Below are 15,919 nucleotides of genomic sequence, written 5' to 3' on the forward strand. Positions count from 1 at the left end.
CTCGTTGTCGGATCAGTTGGGTGCCGGGCGCGCCCGCGGACGGGTATCGTCGGCATCGGGTGTCTGTACCTCGAAAACGAGCTGGGCTTCCAGTTCGGCATCGCGGGCCGCGGGTTCGGGCTCGGGCCGGATCAGCGAGATCTCGATCCGGCGGTTGGCCTCGCGCCCCGCCGCGGTGGCGTTGTCGGCGATGGGATTGTCCTGGCCGTAGCCCTGCGCGACCATCCCGGCGACCAGCACGCGGCGTTCCAGCAGCCCGTTGATCACCGCCTCGGCACGCTCCTGGCTGAGGCGCTGGTTGGTTTCGGCGCGGCCCTGGCTGTCGGTATGGCCGGCGACCTCCAGCGGCAGTTCGCCGCATTCGCGCAGGATCTCGGCGATCTCGTCGAGGACGGCGCGGGAATCGCTGTCCAGTTGCGCCGATCCGGGCGCGAAGGTGATCTTGCGTGCCGCCAGCACCGCCTGCACGCGGCTTTCGCAGCGCTCGGGCGTCGGCGCCTGGGCGACGGGGTCGAGTTCCTCGTCATAGCGCACGCGGACGGCGAGGCGCGCGTCGGCGCCCAGCCCGTCGGAGAGGATCCGGGTGACCCGGTCCGAAGCCTCGGGATTGCCGGAGATGCCGGTCAGGTCGACCCGGTCGGCGCGCATCAGGACGCTGCCGGAGTTGAGTTCCGCCAGCGCCTCGAGCGCGGTGAGCGCGCGCACCGACCAGCCCGAGGGCAGTTCGGGGTCGAGGCGCGCCTCAAGCGTCACCGCCTCGGAGCCGAAGCGGGCATTGGCGAAGGCGGTGACGGCGCCGCGAATACGCTCGTCGGGCAGGCGGCCAGCGATCAGCACGCGCCCTTCGGTATCGAGCGTGGCGCGCAGTTCGGGCAGGGTGTCGTCCTCGGCCACGCTGTCGGGATCTGGCTCGCGCCGCTCGGCGGTCAGGGTGAAGGCCTCGGGCAGGCGGGTCTCCAGCCGGCCGACGGCGCGGTCGAACTCGGCCTGGGCGACAGTCGCCGGCACGCGGAGCGCGACATCGGTGTCGGAGAAGCCGAGCGTACCCGCGCCCAGCCCGGCCAGCGTTTCGACACCCAGTTCCACCGCCTGCGCCCAACGCGGGGCGGGCATGCCCATGCCGATCGTGCAGGTCAGCCGCTCGTTTGCGCCGGCGCGGCGCACCGCACTCAGGATCCTGTCGCGGTCATCGTCGTTGTCGGCGGCGCAGGCTTCCAGCCGCGTGCCGTCCTCGTCCAGAACGAAGCGGAAGGTATAGGGCGAGAGGATCGGGCGCGGAGCCTCCAGGTCCAGGATCACGACCTGACCGCGCGGGGCGGCGGCGCGTAGTTCCGACTCGAGCTGCTGGCGCGCCGCGTCGCTGGCCACGAGCGCCTGCACCTCGATCCGGCCGGCGGTGACCGAAACCTGCGCCACCGGCAGCGCGGTCAGCACGCCGAGCGCATAGTCGACGGCCTGTTCCCAGCCCGGCGGCACCGGGTGATCGGCGCTTTGCAACATGTCGGCGACCGCGATCTCATCCTCGATCGCGGCCATCCGCTCGACGATCGCGCCGGCGCCCTGCACCGCGGGGACAAGTCCGATGACCGAGATGCGGTCGTGATTGCGCAGCGCCTCGATCCGGAAAACCGGCGAGACCACGCCGGCGGCGCCTTGCGCCTCGATCGTGTCGCGCAGGCGTGCGGAATGGACGACGCCACCGGCCAGACGCAGCGCGGTGAGGCGCGCGCGTTCGTCGGGCGCCGTGCCCGAAAGATGCACGCGCAGGCCGTCGGTTGCGACTTCGACCCAGTCCATGCGGGCCTCGGCGAAAGCGGTTTCAAGGTCGGCGCGGGTCTGCCGTTCCAGCGTGCCGGCCAGAAGCGCCGCGGCCAGTACCGCGACAAAGGCGGCGACGGCAAAAACCGCCCAGGGCAGATAGGGGATCAGTCGCGGCATGGGAGTCCTGTCACACCGGGTCCGGCAGATCGCGTCCCGTGGCGGCGGCGATCGCGGATCGGACCTGTCTCTTGCATGGGCCCTGCCCTAGCGAGTCGCCGAGCGGGATGCAATCAGAGCAGGAAGGCGGCGGCGAAAAACAGCACAACGATCAACCCTGCGTCGCGGTTGGAGCGGAAGATGGTCAGGCAGACATCCGGGTCGTGGATGTTTAACTTGCCAAGCTGCCAGTTGAGATGCGCGCCGAAGGCCCAGGCCCCGGCCAGCGCCAGCGACATGGCCAGCGGATCGGCCAGCGGCGCCAGCGCGAAGATGATGGCCAGCGACATCAAGAGGATCGCCGCCACCAGAAAGCCGCGCAGCCAGTTGTCGGTATGCGCGCCGAAGAGCCGCGCGGTCGATTTCACGCCGATAAGGGCGTCATCCTCGCGGTCCTGATGGGCGTAGATCGTGTCGTAGAAAAGCGTCCAGGCGATCCCGGAAAGATAGAGAAACACCGCCGGCAGCCCCAGCGCGCCGGTCTGCGCCGTCCAGGCCAGAAGCGCCCCCCAGTTGAAGGCCAGCCCGAGAAACACCTGCGGCCACCAGGTGAAGCGCTTGGCGAAGGGATAGATGGCCACCGGCACCAGCGCAAGGATGCCCAGCCCGATCGCGGCCCAGTTGAAGGTCATCAGGATCAGGAACGCGACCGCCATCTGCGCCGCCATCCAGGCCAGTGCCTGGCGCACGCTGACCGTCCGCGCAACCAGCGGGCGGTTGCGGGTGCGCGCCACGCGGCCATCGATGTCGCGGTCGGTGATGTCGTTCCAGGTGCAGCCCGCCCCCCGCATCAACAGCGCGCCGATGGCGCAGCCGAGCAGGATCCAGACCGTCAGCCAGCCGCGCAGGTCGGGCACCGCCAGCCCGCCCAGCAGCGCCCCCCACCAGCAGGGCAGCAGCAGCAGCCAGGTGCCGATCGGCCGCTCGACTCGCGAGAGGCGCAGATAGGGGTGCCAGCCGGGTAGGGTGAGCCGGGTGAGCCAGGTGTCGTGAACGCTGTCGGCAACGCCCTCGGCCGCGGAATCGGGCGTGGCCTGGTCGCCGCCTTCGGGCGACGCGCCGGGCTCTGGCCTTCGATCCGATCCGCTCATACATTCGGTCCCATGTCTGAAGGCCATCGCCGCTCCGCCGAACCCGAGTCCCCTGCCCGACGTCCTCGCGTGCGCCTGTTTCTAGAGCAGCCGCTGGGCGAAGGGCAACCGCTTAGCCTGCCGGCACCGGCGGCGCATTACCTCGGCTCGGTCATGCGCCTGCAACCGGGCGCCGAGATCGCGGTGTTCAACGGCCGCGACGGCGAATGGCGGGTGCGTCTGGAGGAACTTGGCAAGAGGGGGGGCGCGGCGCAGAGCCTGACGCGAACCGCGCCGCAGCGCGATCCGCCGGACCTGTGGCTTCTGTTCGCGCCGTTGAAGAAGGCGCGTACCGACTTCATCGTCGAGAAGGCGACCGAGCTGGGCGTGGCCCGCCTGCTGCCGGTACAGACCGATTTCACCAACGCCGAGCGGGTGCGCCGCGACCGGTTGCAGGCCCATGCCGTCGAGGCAGCAGAGCAGTGCGGCGCCACGCACGTGCCGCAGGTCGAGGATCTGCGCCCGCTGGCCGCGATGCTGGCGGACTGGCCGGAAGGGCGGCACCTGTGGTGGGCGGACGAGACCCGCGCCGGTGCGGCGGCACGGCCCGACCTGGGGGGCCCCGCGGCCATCCTGATCGGTCCCGAGGGGGGCTTCGCGCCCGACGAGCGCGCCCGGATCGCCGGGCTGCCCTTCGCCCGGCCGATGGCGCTGGGTCCGCGCATCCTGCGGGCGGAAACCGCTGCGCTGGCGGCGATCACGCTCTGGCAGGCGACGCAGGGGGATTGGCGGTGACCGCGCCTGGCGCAGAGATGGCGCGGGCGCGCGTTGCGGGGGCCGGTCCGGTCGGATCGAGGTACCTGCCGGGTGCTGTGCTGCGCATTCGGAGCATGGCGGTCGGCGCCGTGGGAACCGGCCCATGCCGTTGATCCGGCCCGAGGCGCGGCGCCTGATCCGGCACTGGCGCGACGCGCTGATCGGGTTGGGGTTGCTGGCGATGGGGGTCTGGTTCACCGCCCAGCCCGGGCCGGTGCTCAAGGGCTTGGGCGCGGTCGTGGCGCTGGCGGGGCTGGCCCTGACGATCCTCGGCACGCGGCGGGCGCGGTTTTCCGTTCAGGCGGGGGCACCGGGCGTGGTGCAGGTGCTGGAGGGGCAGATCACCCTTTTCGGCCCCGAGACCGGCGGCTTCATCGCGCTGCGGGAACTGGAGGCGCTGGACCTGAGCGCCGATGGCGCAAGCTGGCGGCTGCGCGCGTCGGATGGCACGCGGCTGGACATTCCGCGCGGCGCGCGCGGTGCCGAGGCGCTGTTCGACGCTTTCGCGCAACTGCCCGGCGTCGACATGGCGCATCTGCTGCGCCGCATCGACGCCGCCCCCACGCCGGGCGACCAGCCGATCTGGCGGCGTACGGCGCCGGTGCCCTTGACTCGGCCGGCGCCGCGGCACAGGTGAAGGCGACCATAACCAGCCGGAGCGCGGCCCATGTCCATTCCCCAGTCCGGCGGCGGACAGATCGAACACGCGGGCCAACTGGCCGAGTATCTGGCCGCCGGCTGCAAGCCGCAGTCCGACTGGCGCATCGGCACCGAGCACGAAAAGTTCGGCTATTGCCAGAACACGCTCGAGCCGTTGCCCTACGAGGGGCCGCGATCGATCAGGGCGATGCTGGAGGGGCTGCGCGACCGTTTCGACTGGGCGCCGATCGAGGAAGGCGGCAAGATCATCGGTCTGGAAAAGGACGGTGCCAATGTCAGCCTGGAACCCGGTGGGCAGCTGGAACTGTCGGGCGCGCCGCTGGAGAATATCCACCAGACCTGCGACGAGGTGAACGAGCATCTGCGCCAGGTGAAGTCGGTCGCCGACGATATCGGCGCGGCGTTCATCGGGCTGGGGGCGGCGCCGGTCTGGTCGCACGCGCAGATGCCGATGATGCCCAAGGGGCGCTACCGGCTGATGACCGACTACATGCAGAAGGTCGGCACCCACGGGCTGCAGATGATGTACCGGACCTGCACCGTGCAGGTGAACCTGGATTTCGGGTCCGAGCCCGACATGGTGCAGAAGCTGCGCGTGGCGCTGGCGCTGCAGCCGGTGGCGACGGCGCTCTTTGCCAACTCGCCCTTCTTCGAGGGCAAGCCGAACGGCCACAAGTCCTGGCGCGCGCGGATCTGGCGCGATCTGGACCCCGACCGGACGGGGATGCTGCCCTTCGTCTTCGACGAGGGTTTCGGGTTCGAGCAGTGGGTGGACTACGCGCTCGATGTGCCGATGTATTTCGTCTACCGCGACGGCCGCTATATCGACGCCACCGGCCAGAACTTCCGCGACTTCCTGAGGGGCGAGTTGCCGGCGCTGCCCGGTGAAGTGCCGACGCTGTCGGATTTCGCCGACCATCTGACCACGATCTTCCCCGAGGCGCGGCTGAAGCGCTTCATCGAGATGCGCGGCGCCGACGGGGGGCCGTGGCGGCGGCTGTGCGCGCTGCCGGCGTTGTGGGTCGGCTTGATGTACGACCAGGCGGCGCTGGATGCGGCCTGGGATCTGGCGCGCGGCTGGGACGCCGAGACGCGCGAGGGGCTGCGGGTCGCGGCCAGCGTCGAGGGGCTGGCGGCGCGTGTCGGCACCATCCGGATGCTCGACCTGGCGCGCGAGGTCGTGGCGATCGCCGAGGCAGGGCTGAAGTCCAGGGCGCGGCCGGGCGCGGGCGGGATGCTGCCCGATGAGACACATTTCCTGAACGCGCTGAAGGAAAGCCTGGAGACCGGGCAGACCCCCGCGGACGAGATGCTGGCGCGCTATCACGGCGAATGGGCCGGGGATCTGAGCCGGATCTATGCCGAATACAGCTACTGAGGGGCCTGTGTCCAAATTTGGACAATCGACCAAGTAATTGATATGAAAGTCGTTACCGCTAACAAATTAACCTGATCGTAACCGGTTTCCGGGGCCTTGGCGGCGTCCCGGCGACGCGTTCTGGCCACGAGCCGCGGTTTCTGGCATATCGCGCCTGTTCCTTCCCCGGCGAGGCCCCCATGCTGGACGAGAGCGACGACATCCACCCGCTGTTTCACGGCGCGCCCAAGACGACCGAGTTTCGAAAGCTGCGCAAGCGACTTGTCCAACAGGTGCGCGAGGCGCTGGACACCTATTGCATGGTCACGCCGGGGGCGCGCTGGCTGGTCTGCCTGTCGGGCGGCAAGGACAGCTACACGCTGCTGGCGGTGCTGCACGAGTTGCAGTGGCGGGGCCTGCTGCCGGTCGATCTGCTGGCCTGCAACCTCGATCAGGGCCAGCCGGGGTTTCCCGCGACGGTCCTGCCCGAGTTCCTGGCCCGCATGGGCGTGAAGCATCGGATCGAATATCAAGACACTTATTCGATCGTGATGGACAAGGTCCCGCAGGGGCGGACCTATTGCGCGCTCTGTTCGCGGCTGCGTCGCGGGAACCTTTATCGGATCGCGCGCGAGGAAGGGTGCAGCGCGGTGGTCCTGGGCCATCACCGCGACGACCTGCTGGAGACCTTCTTCATGAACCTCTTTCACGGCGGGCGTCTGGCGACCATGCCGCCGAAGCTGCTGAACGAGGACGGCGATGTGCTGGTCCTGCGCCCGCTGGCCTTTGTGGCCGAGGCCGATTGCGACCGATTCGCCCGCGACATGCGCTATCCGATCATCCCGTGCGACCTCTGTGGCAGCCAGGACGCCTTGCAGAGGATGCAGGTCAAAGCGCTTCTGGACGAATGGGAAAAGCGCAGTCCGGGGCGCCGGCAGGTGATGTTCCGCGCCCTGATGAACGCCCGCCCGTCGCATCTGGCGGACCCCACGCTGTTCGACTTCGCCGCGCTGCAACCTGCGGTCGAGCAAGACGACGCGGACAATTCGACGGAATTTTCCGGCCAGGGTTAAGGCTTCGGTTAAGGCTTGCGGCGAGTCCTGTCTGTGGAAACGGGGTGCCACCGGGTCAGGAGCCTGTCGAAATGCGCTTTCAGGCGGTGCGGATAGATACGCCTTCAGAGTGGGCGCGCCGGGCGTCGAACTGGGCGCGCCGGCCGCACACGCTGGCGCTGGTCCCGGCGGTGTCGTTGCTGGCGTATTTCTGGGGCGGCGAGCTTTGGCTGGTGGCCAGTGTCGTGGCCCTGCAGTCGGTCTGGCTGATCGTGGCGACGCGCGACGACCGGCGCCCCTCGGAGCCGCGCCGCGCGCCCTGCCGTCCGGTGCCGCGTGAGACGGTCGAGGCGACGCTGAACGAAGGCAGCGGCGGCGCGCTGACCTCGGCGGCGCTGCTGCTGCGGCTGGACGATTTCGACACGCTGACCGCGCATCACGGCGAGCTTTTCATCGGCGCGCTGGCCGAGGCGCTGACCCTGCGCCTGGGCCAGGGGCTGCGCACGCAGGATGCCTATTGCGTTCTTTCCGATGCGAAGTTCGCCATCGCCCTGGCCCCGCTGCGCGGCACGGCGGTGGAGACGGTTCTGGCGGTTGCCCAGCGTCTGCAGGCGGATCTGGCGAAACCCTTCCGGTATTCGGGCGTGACGGTCTGGCCCAGCGTTTCGGTCGGGATCTGCCTGAACCCCGCCACCGCCCGCGCCGCCGGGCTGGGCATGATCGAGGCCGCCGAACGGGCGGCGCGCATCGCGCTGAATTCCGGGCCGGGCGGCGTGCACAGCTTCAGCGCGACCGATACCGCCGCCCCCTCGGCCCCGGCCTTGCGCGCCGAGTTGCGGCGCGCGCTGGACAATGGCGAGATCTGCGCGTTCTTCCAGCCGCAGGTCGAACTGGCCTCGGGGGCTGTGTCGGGGATGGAGACGCTGGCGCGTTGGCTGCATCCCGAGCGCGGGTTGATCCCGCCCGCCGAATTCCTGCCGCTGATCGAGGCCGAGGGCCTGTCGACGCGCCTTGCCGAACGGATGCTGCGCGACGGTCTGGCCACGCTCAACCGGCTAGATGCGCAGGGGCTGGTGGTGCCGAACGTGGCGGTCAACCTGTCGGCGCCCGAACTGGGCAACCCGCAGCTTGCCGATACCATCGCCTGGGAACTCGACCGCCATGACCTCGCGCCCGAGCGGCTGGTGCTGGAGATCGTCGAAACGGTGGTGACCCACACCGACGACGATGTGCTGGTCAAGAACGTGGCGCGGCTGGCCGCGCTGGGATGCGGCATCGACCTGGACGATTTCGGCACCGGGCATGCGTCGATCGCGAATATCCGGCGCTTCGCGGTGAGCCGGGTCAAGATCGACCGGTCCTTCGTCACCCACATGCACCGCGATCCCGACCAGCGCCGCATGGTCGCCGCGATCCTGTCGATGACCGGCGAGCTGGGCCTGCAATGCGTGGCCGAGGGGATCGAAGCACCCGAGGAAGCGTCGCTCTTGGCCAAGATGGGCTGCGAACACGGACAGGGCTTCGGGATTGCCCGGCCGATGCCCGCGACCGATCTGGCCCGCTGGCTGCGCACGCAGGCCGCGATCCGGGCCGGAACCGGCGCGGCCGCCATCGCCGAGGGCGAGCGCGGCTGAGCGCGGCGGCGACCGCCGGTCTGCCGTCGGGCGTGCCGGTTCGCGCAGCATCCAACCGAAATCGAGGCTACCGCGCCCGGTGCCCGGCCTGCGTCCGCGGACGCGCTGCGCGACTGGGTCGTAGATGAAAAACCGGCGAGCGGGCCGGACGGTGCCGGGAATCCGCTTGACCTTTGGGGGCACAGTCTGTTGAACCGGCCCAACCTGAACCTAGGCTGCCGGAATTCCCCTGATGGACAACCAGAACAAGAACCTGATCCTGGCCTTCGCGCTGAGCCTGATGGTCATTCTGATCTGGTTCGCGCTCTTTCCGCCGCCCGAGCCGGAGCCCGCGCCGACCGTCCAGCAGACGGAACTGGTGCCGCCGCCCGCCTCCGATGAGGTGCCCGCCGAGGTGACGCTGGCCGAGGAGGCCGAGCCGACCGCCGCGCGCATCGACATCGACACGCCGCGCCTGAGCGGCACGATTTCGTTGACCGGGGGGCGCGTCGACGACCTGCAACTGCGCGATTATTTCGAGACGACGCGCCCGGGATCGGACATCGTGCATCTGTTCAACCCGGTGGGCGGGGGGCGCGAGCCGTTCTACGCGCTCTACGGCTGGAGCCCGCGCGGTGCCTTGGGATTCGAGCAGGTGCCGGGGCCGAACACGGTCTGGGAGCAGGTCGGCGACAATGCCCTCTCCCTCGAGACGCCGGTCACGATACGCTGGGACAACGGTGAGGGCCTTGTCTTCCAGCGCACCTACGAGATCGACGCGGACTTCATGTTCACCGTCACCCAGTCGGTCGAGAACAACACCGGCGCGCAGGTTGCACTCGACCCCTACGGTATTCTTGCGCAGCATGGGCTGCCGTCGGACCTGGAGAATTTCTTCATTTCGCACGAGGGTCTGGTGCAGATGGCCGATGGCCAGCTGACCGAGGACAGCTACAAGTCGATGCGCGGCTACAACGTGCATGAACGCGAGCGGACACCGGCCACCGTCACCGAGGTGGTCGAGAACGGCTGGATCGGCCTGACCGGCAAGTACTTCATGGCGACGCTGATCGGCGCCCCCGGTCAGGCGTTCACCGCCGTGGCGCAATACGTGCCCGGCGCGGACATCTACCAGACCTCGATCCGGCAGAGCACCGTGACCGTCCCGGCCGGCACCAGCGCAAGCTCCCAGTCGATGCTGTTCGCCGGCGCCAAGGAATGGTCGCTGATCCGCAGCTACGAGCGCGAAGCGAATGTGGACCGTTTCACCGACGCCATCGACTGGGGCTGGTTCTTCTTCCTGACCAAGCCGATCTTCGCGCTGCTGCATTTCATCAACGGCATCATCGGCAACATGGGCTGGTCGATCCTGGTGCTGACCCTGATCATCAAGGCCGTGCTGCTGCCACTGGCGTGGAAGTCCTACGTCTCGATGGCGAAGATGAAGGACCTGCAGCCCGAGATGATGGCGATCAAGGAGCGCGCGGGCGACGACCGCCAGAAGCTTCAGCAGGAGATGATGAAGCTCTACAAGGAAAAGAAGGTGAACCCCGCCGCGGGCTGCCTGCCGATCCTGCTGCAGATCCCGATCTTCTTCTCGCTCTACAAGGTGATCTTCGTCACCATCGAGTTGCGACACGCGCCGTGGCTGTGGGTTTTCAACGACCTTTCGGCGCCGGATCCGACGTCGATCGTCAACCTCTTTGGCCTGTTGCCCTGGGCGGCGCCGGATCCGAACAGCATCGCCGCGCTGATCCTGATCGGCATCATGCCGTTGATGTTCGGCTTCACCATGTGGCTGCAGATGCGGCTGAACCCCGCCCCCACAGACCCGATGCAGGCGACGATATTCAACTGGATGCCCTGGGTGTTCATGTTCGTACTCGGCGGTTTCGCCTCGGGCCTGCTGCTCTACTGGATCGGGAACAACATCATCACCTTCTCGCAGCAGTACATGATCATGCGGTTGAACGGATCGAAGCCCGACCTTTTCGGCAACATCAAGCAGACCGTGCGCCGCAAGAAGGGTGATGCGACGAAGTGAGCGACCTGCGCCTGGCCCATATCTGCCGCCACCCGATCAAGTCGGTCGGCTTCGAGGAGATCGCGCGCGCGGCGCTGACGCCGGGCCGCGCCCTGCCCTTCGACCGGGCCTGGGCGGTCGCGCATGAGGCCGCGGATTTCGGCGATCAGCCGCAGGGATGGGAGCCGAAGCTGAAGTTCCTGCGCGGCTGGGCTGAAGGGGCGCTGATGGCGATCCGCGCGCAGTTCGATGACGCCACGCAGACCGTCACGCTGTCGCACCCTGCCCGTCCCGACCTGATCGCCCGCCTGCCCGACGAGGGCGACGCCGTGGTCGAATGGCTGCGCCCCCTCTGGCCCGAGCGTCGGCCGGCGCCCCGGCGACTGGTCGCGCGCGCCGATGGCGGGGCGCTGACGGATGTGCCCGATCCCTGGATCTCGATCCTCAGCCTGACCTCGAACCGCATACTCGGCCAGCGGCTGGGGCAGGAACTGTCGATCCACCGCTGGCGCGCCAACCTCTGGGTCGAGGGCCTGGCGCCCTGGGAAGAATTCGACCTGATCGGCCGCGAAATCGAGATCGGTGGCGCGCGCCTGAAGATCACCCAGCGCATCACCCGTTGCCGCGCGACCTGCGCCAATCCCCGGACCGGACAGCTGGACGCCGACACGCTGGGCACGCTGGAAGACGGTTATGGCCATCAGGATTTCGGCGTCTATGCCGAGGTCATCGCGGGCGGGCAGATCGCCGTCGGCGATACGGTCCGGCCATGCTGACCAGCCCCGATCCCGACCGGCTGCATCCGGTGCCCGAATTTCCGCGCGTGGTGGCGCTGAAACCGCTAGCGGCGGGACGGGCGAATGTTACGGTGGGACCCTACAGCTACTACGACGACCCCGAGCACGCGACCGAGTTCTTCGACCGCAACGTGCTGCACCATTTCGACTTCGTCGGCGACCGGCTGGTGATCGGCGCGTTCTGTGCTTTCGCGACCGGCTGCCGGATCGTGATGAACGGCGCCAATCACGCGATGGGCGGCTTTTCGACCTTTCCGTTCAACATCTTCGGGGGCGACTGGGAAAAGGGTTTCGACCCGGCGAGCTGGGAGGCCGAGAAGCGCGGCGACACGGTTATCGGCGCCGATGTCTGGGTGGGCTCCGAGGCCTGGATCATGCCCGGCGTCAGCGTCGGCGCGGGCGCCATCGTCGCGGCAAAGGCCGTCGTGACGCGCGATGTCGCGCCCTTTGCCGTCGTCGCGGGCAACCCTGCGCGCGAGGTGCGCCGCCGGTTCGACCCCGAGACGGTGGCCGCGCTCCTGGACATCGCCTGGTGGGACTGGCCGGTGGAACGCATCACCCGCAACCTCGATGCGATCCGGGGCAGCGACCTTGCCGCCCTGAGGGCGGCGTCATGAAACTTCCCTTCCCGATCGCCGAGCCGCCCGATCCGCTGGCCGAGGAAGCCGGGCGCAAGCTGTTCGCGGGGCCGGTCGATTTTGTGAAGGGGGTCGTGGCGATGGACGGCCTGCCGCCGGCCGACCGGCTGGAAGTCTGCTTCGCCGGGCGGTCGAACGTGGGCAAGTCGAGCCTGATCAACGCGCTGGCCGGCCGGAAGGCGCTGGCGCGAACCTCGAACACGCCGGGGCGCACGCAGGAGATCAACTTCTTCGACCTGGGCGGGCGGGTCTATCTGGTCGACCTGCCGGGATACGGTTTTGCCGAGGCACCGAAGCCCGTGGTGGCGCGCTGGCAGGAGTTGCTGAAGGCCTATCTGTCCGGCCGCCAGACCCTGCGCCGGGCCTTCGTGCTGATCGACATGCGCCACGGAGTGAAGGCCGTCGATCACGAGATCATGGACCTGCTGGACCGCGCCGCGGTGACCTTTCAAGCGGTGCTGACCAAGGCCGACAAGATCGGCGCCGGCGCACGGGAAAAGACGCTGGCGCAGGTGCGCGAAGCACTGAACCGCCACCCCGCCGCCTATCCCGAACTGCTTGTCACCTCGTCGGAAAAAGGCGAGGGTATCGCCGCGCTGCGGGCGATCGTCGCCACGATGGACTGAACGATGAGACGTCAGAAGATGGACCGAGACTGGATCGCCACCGCCCGCACGCTGTCCGAGGCGCTGCCCTACCTGCAACGCTATACCGGCGCCATCGTCGTCATCAAGTTCGGCGGCAACGCGATGGGCGACGACGACGCGATGGCCGAGTTCGCCCGCGACGTGGTGCTGATGCGACAGGTCGGGGTGAACCCGGTGGTCGTGCACGGCGGCGGGCCGATGATCAACGAGGTGCTGGCCAGGCTGGGGATCAAGTCGGACTTCGTGCGCGGCAAGCGGGTGACCGACAAGGCCACAATCGAGGTGGTGGAGATGGTGCTCTCGGGCCTGGTCAACAAACGCATCGTGCAGGCGATCAACGACCAGGGCGGGCGCGCCGTGGGATTGTCGGGCAAGGATGACGACCTGATGGTCTGCGTCGCCGACGACCCCGAACTGGGCTTCGTCGGCCGCCCGGTCGAGATGAACGTGCAGGTGCTGCGCGACCTGTTCCAAGCCGGGATCATCCCGGTCGTGGCCCCGGTCGCCACCGGCATGGAGGACAACGAGACCTTCAACGTCAACGGCGACACCGCCGCCGGCGCCATCGCCGGCGCGCTGCAGGCCGACCGGCTGCTGCTGCTGACCGATGTGGCCGGCGTGAAGGACGAAAGCGGCGCGGTGGTGACCGAACTGCACCCCGACCAGGTCCGCGCGATGACCGAGGAAGGGATCATCGCAGGCGGGATGATCCCCAAGACCGAAACCGCGCTGGCCGCGATCGACGCCGGCGTGCGCGCCGTCGTTATTCTGGATGGCAGGGTGCCCAACGCCTGCCTGCTGGAGCTTTTCACCGAACACGGCGCCGGGTCGATGATCCGCGCGACGCAGCCGCGCGTGACGCCGCGTGGCCAGCGCGTCTGATCTGCACGCCGCACTTGCGGCCGAGGCGCTGGTCGCCCTCGGCACCGCGCCGCCCGATCCGGCCTTTTGCCCGGCGGGTAGCCGCGCGCTGGTGCTGGTCGGCACGCGGGGCGGATCGGCCTGGTGGGATCGACTGACGGCCAGCGCCGAATGGCGCGATGGCGCGCCCGATCCGGTCGACCGCTGGTCGAAGCGTATCCTCGGTGCGCTGGCGCGGCGCTTCGCGGGCGGGGCGGTCTTTCCCTCCGACGGGCCGCCCTGGCCGCCGTTTCAACGCTGGGCGCGGGAGACCGGCCGCATCTGGCAAAGCCCGGTGCAACTGCTCGTCCATGCCGAGGCGGGGCTGTGGGTGGCGTTTCGGGGCGCGCTGGCGCTGCCTTTCGCGGTGTCCCTGCCCGCCGCCGAGAAGCCCTGCGACCGCTGCGTCGGACGCCCTTGCCAGACCGCATGCCCGGTCGGTGCGCTGACCTCGGATGGCTATAACCTACCGGAATGTCATGCCTTTTTGGACACTCTCGCGGGGGCGGAATGTCTTTCGCTCGGTTGCGCGGTACGGCGGGCTTGCCCGGTGTCGCAAAGCCATGCAAGAGTGCCGGCTCAATCTTCTTATCACATGAGCCGGTTTCACCCATGACCAAGCGCCTGATCCTGACGCGGCACGCGAAATCCAGTTGGGACGACCCGGTCATGTCCGACCACGACCGCCCGCTCAACGACCGGGGGCGGGCGGCGGCCGTGGATCTGGGCGCCTGGCTGGCCTCGCGCGGGTATCTGCCCGACGCGGTGCTGTGTTCGGACGCGGTGCGCACCCGCGAAACCTGGGAAGGGATCGCGCCGGCTTTCGCGGCGCCGCCGGAAATCATCTTGAAATCAGCGCTTTACCACGCCGGGGCAGTGGTTATGCTGGCCGTGCTGCGGCATGCCACGGGCGATACGGTGATGATGATCGGGCACAACCCCGGCATCGCCGATTTCGCCGAACGGCTGGTCGCGCAGCCGCCGGCGCATGCGCTGTTTCGCCGCTATCCGACCGGCGCGACGCTGGTCGCCAGCTTCGAGGTCGCGACCTGGCAGGAGGTCGACTTCGGCATGGGCGCGGCACGCGATTTCATCATCCCGCGCGAAATCAACGCCTGAAAACGCCCGCCGGCAGGGTGCCGGAAAGTGTATGGCAAGCGGCTGGCAAGCGTATGGCAAGCGTATGGCAGTTCCGAACGATGCAGCAGGGATCTGGTAACGTCTGAGCCCGCGGGTTTCGGGCTGGGACCGAGGCGAAAAGGGGGGCGCTGCCCCAAGCCCGTTGCCGGAAATGGTGCCGTCGACGCTGAGGATCGGGGCTCAATGTCCCGACAAAGGAAGTGTCCGTGCGAAACCCTTCAAAGTGAAGGGAGCTATGCGGCCTTGCGTTTCGTGTGTTCGGCGCGATTGTTGGAAAAAGGGTGACCCGGGTGGAACGGGGTAACGGCCGAAGACGTTATGGGCGGAGCGGAGAATGCGTCATGTCGCATCGTCTTTCTCGTCAAGGCCTGAATCTTTCGAGCCATTACAAGAGATGTCCGACCGGGATGTCCATGACACCTACTTGAGAGGATCGCTACATGACCGTCGTGCTTGCCACCGTGTGCCGAGATGGCGTTGTGCTCGGCTCGGACTCCCAGATCACCGACAAAGGGCGCGGCATGACCTATCCCGCCGACAAGCTTCACCCCCTGGGCAAGTCGGCCGCCTGGGGCGGCAGCGGTGCGCGATCGGTGCTGACGGACGTGGAACGCTGCTTCAATGAAAACAGCGCCGCAATCCTGGAGGCGCCCGACATCGGGCGCGCGTTGCAGGGACAGGTCCTGCCGATCCTTCGCCATCACTACGACACGTTCATCACCGACGTACCGGGCGACGAAGGCGGCGGGACGCCATCGGCCTACGTGATGGCCGCCGGATGGCGCGACGGCGAGCCCTGGATACTGGAAATAACACCCTCGGGCATGATCGGGCACTACGGCGATATCGGTTTCCATGCAATCGGCAGCGGTGCGGCCATGGCCCAGCAGGCGGGTTCGCTGCTGTCCCACTTCCACCTGGCCGATCGGCCGGTACGTTTCGGTTGCGCGGCGGTCCTGCGAGTTCTGCGAGCGCTCGACCTCACCTCTGCCAGCGTCGGCAAGCCGTTCAACCTGTGTCGGATCGACGCGGAAGGTGCCCACCACTTCAGCGAGGAAGAAATCGAGGAGTTGGGCGACGTCGTCGGCCGATGGGAGGACGCCGAACAGGCCGTCATAGCCGACATGTTCGACTGATTACCGCTGGTCGCGCGCGGCCCCCCTCTTGGATGCGCCAGTTCACCCCCCGGGATATTTTCGGACAGATGAAGGCGGAGGGGGTCCGAGTTG

15 protein-coding genes are annotated in these 15,919 nt (G+C 68.4%); 13 read left to right on the forward strand and 2 right to left on the reverse strand.

What is annotated here, in order from left to right:
• Window positions 1-12 precede the first annotated feature (12 nt).
• Together IM708_RS08590 and ubiA are read right to left on the reverse strand one after the other, a co-directional pair.
• Window positions 13-1,938 carry an OmpA family protein gene (locus IM708_RS08590; protein WP_209426042.1) on the reverse strand — a complete coding sequence of 642 codons (1,926 nt, stop codon included), beginning with the start codon at window positions 1,936-1,938 and terminating at the stop codon, window positions 13-15.
• 113 nt (window positions 1,939-2,051) lie between these two features.
• Window positions 2,052-3,068 (reverse strand): 4-hydroxybenzoate octaprenyltransferase, encoded by a 1,017-nt coding sequence (gene ubiA, locus IM708_RS08595; RefSeq protein ID WP_209426044.1) that lies wholly within the window; start codon window positions 3,066-3,068, stop codon window positions 2,052-2,054.
• A gap of 12 nt (window positions 3,069-3,080) precedes the next feature.
• On the opposite strand from ubiA, the gene IM708_RS08600 reads away from it, so the two are divergent.
• From IM708_RS08600 to IM708_RS08660, 13 genes are all read left to right on the forward strand, one after another.
• On the forward strand, window positions 3,081-3,842 hold the full coding sequence (locus IM708_RS08600; RefSeq protein WP_209426046.1) for a 16S rRNA (uracil(1498)-N(3))-methyltransferase: 762 nt from the start codon (window positions 3,081-3,083) through the stop codon (window positions 3,840-3,842).
• 124 nt (window positions 3,843-3,966) lie between these two features.
• Window positions 3,967-4,500 carry a hypothetical protein gene (locus tag IM708_RS08605; protein WP_209426048.1) on the forward strand — a complete coding sequence of 178 codons (534 nt, stop codon included), beginning with the start codon at window positions 3,967-3,969 and terminating at the stop codon, window positions 4,498-4,500.
• Window positions 4,501-4,530: 30 nt separating this feature from the next.
• The gene (locus tag IM708_RS08610; protein ID WP_209426050.1) at window positions 4,531-5,901 is read left to right on the forward strand and encodes a glutamate--cysteine ligase; all 1,371 of its coding nucleotides are present in this window, start codon (window positions 4,531-4,533) and stop codon (window positions 5,899-5,901) included.
• A gap of 179 nt (window positions 5,902-6,080) precedes the next feature.
• On the forward strand, window positions 6,081-6,953 hold the full coding sequence (ttcA, locus tag IM708_RS08615) for a tRNA 2-thiocytidine(32) synthetase TtcA (RefSeq protein ID WP_209426052.1): 873 nt from the start codon (window positions 6,081-6,083) through the stop codon (window positions 6,951-6,953).
• 71 nt (window positions 6,954-7,024) lie between these two features.
• Window positions 7,025-8,566 (forward strand): bifunctional diguanylate cyclase/phosphodiesterase, encoded by a 1,542-nt coding sequence (locus IM708_RS08620; protein WP_209426054.1) that lies wholly within the window; start codon window positions 7,025-7,027, stop codon window positions 8,564-8,566.
• A gap of 232 nt (window positions 8,567-8,798) precedes the next feature.
• Window positions 8,799-10,589, forward strand: coding sequence for a membrane protein insertase YidC (gene yidC / locus IM708_RS08625; RefSeq protein ID WP_209426056.1), 1,791 nt, complete (start codon window positions 8,799-8,801; stop codon window positions 10,587-10,589).
• Window positions 10,586-11,344, forward strand: a complete 759-nt coding sequence (locus IM708_RS08630) for an MOSC domain-containing protein (RefSeq protein WP_348524954.1) — start codon at window positions 10,586-10,588, stop codon at window positions 11,342-11,344. The genes yidC and IM708_RS08630 overlap by 4 nt, the downstream gene beginning before the upstream one ends.
• Window positions 11,338-11,982 (forward strand): CatB-related O-acetyltransferase, encoded by a 645-nt coding sequence (locus tag IM708_RS08635; protein ID WP_209426058.1) that lies wholly within the window; start codon window positions 11,338-11,340, stop codon window positions 11,980-11,982. Before IM708_RS08630 ends, IM708_RS08635 begins: the two co-directional genes overlap by 7 nt.
• Entirely contained in the window at window positions 11,979-12,629 is a 651-nt protein-coding gene (yihA, locus tag IM708_RS08640) for a ribosome biogenesis GTP-binding protein YihA/YsxC (protein WP_209426060.1), read from the forward strand. The genes IM708_RS08635 and yihA overlap by 4 nt, the downstream gene beginning before the upstream one ends.
• An 18-nt stretch (window positions 12,630-12,647) precedes the next feature.
• Complete coding sequence (gene argB, locus IM708_RS08645) at window positions 12,648-13,532, forward strand: acetylglutamate kinase (RefSeq protein WP_209426119.1); 885 nt, start codon at window positions 12,648-12,650, stop codon at window positions 13,530-13,532.
• Window positions 13,516-14,166, forward strand: coding sequence for a ferredoxin (locus tag IM708_RS08650; protein WP_348524955.1), 651 nt, complete (start codon window positions 13,516-13,518; stop codon window positions 14,164-14,166). The genes argB and IM708_RS08650 overlap by 17 nt, the downstream gene beginning before the upstream one ends.
• Window positions 14,163-14,669 carry a histidine phosphatase family protein gene (locus IM708_RS08655; RefSeq protein WP_209426062.1) on the forward strand — a complete coding sequence of 169 codons (507 nt, stop codon included), beginning with the start codon at window positions 14,163-14,165 and terminating at the stop codon, window positions 14,667-14,669. The genes IM708_RS08650 and IM708_RS08655 overlap by 4 nt, the downstream gene beginning before the upstream one ends.
• Before the next feature lie 461 nt (window positions 14,670-15,130).
• Entirely contained in the window at window positions 15,131-15,826 is a 696-nt protein-coding gene (locus IM708_RS08660) for a hypothetical protein (protein ID WP_209426064.1), read from the forward strand.
• The last annotated feature ends 93 nt before the right edge of the window (window positions 15,827-15,919 follow it).

The sequence above is a fragment of the Pararhodobacter sp. SW119 genome, from assembly GCF_017811755.1.
Lineage (GTDB): Bacteria > Pseudomonadota > Alphaproteobacteria > Rhodobacterales > Rhodobacteraceae > Pararhodobacter.

Coding starts and splice junctions, on each gene's coding strand:
- ubiA (WP_209426044.1), bottom strand. CDS start 3,068: ATGAGCGGATCGGATCGAAGGCCAGAGCCCGGCGCGTCGCCCGAAGGC.
- IM708_RS08620 (WP_209426054.1), top strand. CDS start 7,025: ATGCGCTTTCAGGCGGTGCGGATAGATACGCCTTCAGAGTGGGCGCGC.
- ttcA (WP_209426052.1), top strand. CDS start 6,081: ATGCTGGACGAGAGCGACGACATCCACCCGCTGTTTCACGGCGCGCCC.
- IM708_RS08590 (WP_209426042.1), bottom strand. CDS start 1,938: ATGCCGCGACTGATCCCCTATCTGCCCTGGGCGGTTTTTGCCGTCGCC.
- IM708_RS08635 (WP_209426058.1), top strand. CDS start 11,338: ATGCTGACCAGCCCCGATCCCGACCGGCTGCATCCGGTGCCCGAATTT.
- IM708_RS08605 (WP_209426048.1), top strand. CDS start 3,967: ATGCCGTTGATCCGGCCCGAGGCGCGGCGCCTGATCCGGCACTGGCGC.
- IM708_RS08600 (WP_209426046.1), top strand. CDS start 3,081: ATGTCTGAAGGCCATCGCCGCTCCGCCGAACCCGAGTCCCCTGCCCGA.
- yihA (WP_209426060.1), top strand. CDS start 11,979: ATGAAACTTCCCTTCCCGATCGCCGAGCCGCCCGATCCGCTGGCCGAG.
- IM708_RS08655 (WP_209426062.1), top strand. CDS start 14,163: ATGACCAAGCGCCTGATCCTGACGCGGCACGCGAAATCCAGTTGGGAC.
- IM708_RS08660 (WP_209426064.1), top strand. CDS start 15,131: ATGACCGTCGTGCTTGCCACCGTGTGCCGAGATGGCGTTGTGCTCGGC.
- yidC (WP_209426056.1), top strand. CDS start 8,799: ATGGACAACCAGAACAAGAACCTGATCCTGGCCTTCGCGCTGAGCCTG.
- IM708_RS08610 (WP_209426050.1), top strand. CDS start 4,531: ATGTCCATTCCCCAGTCCGGCGGCGGACAGATCGAACACGCGGGCCAA.
- argB (WP_209426119.1), top strand. CDS start 12,648: ATGGACCGAGACTGGATCGCCACCGCCCGCACGCTGTCCGAGGCGCTG.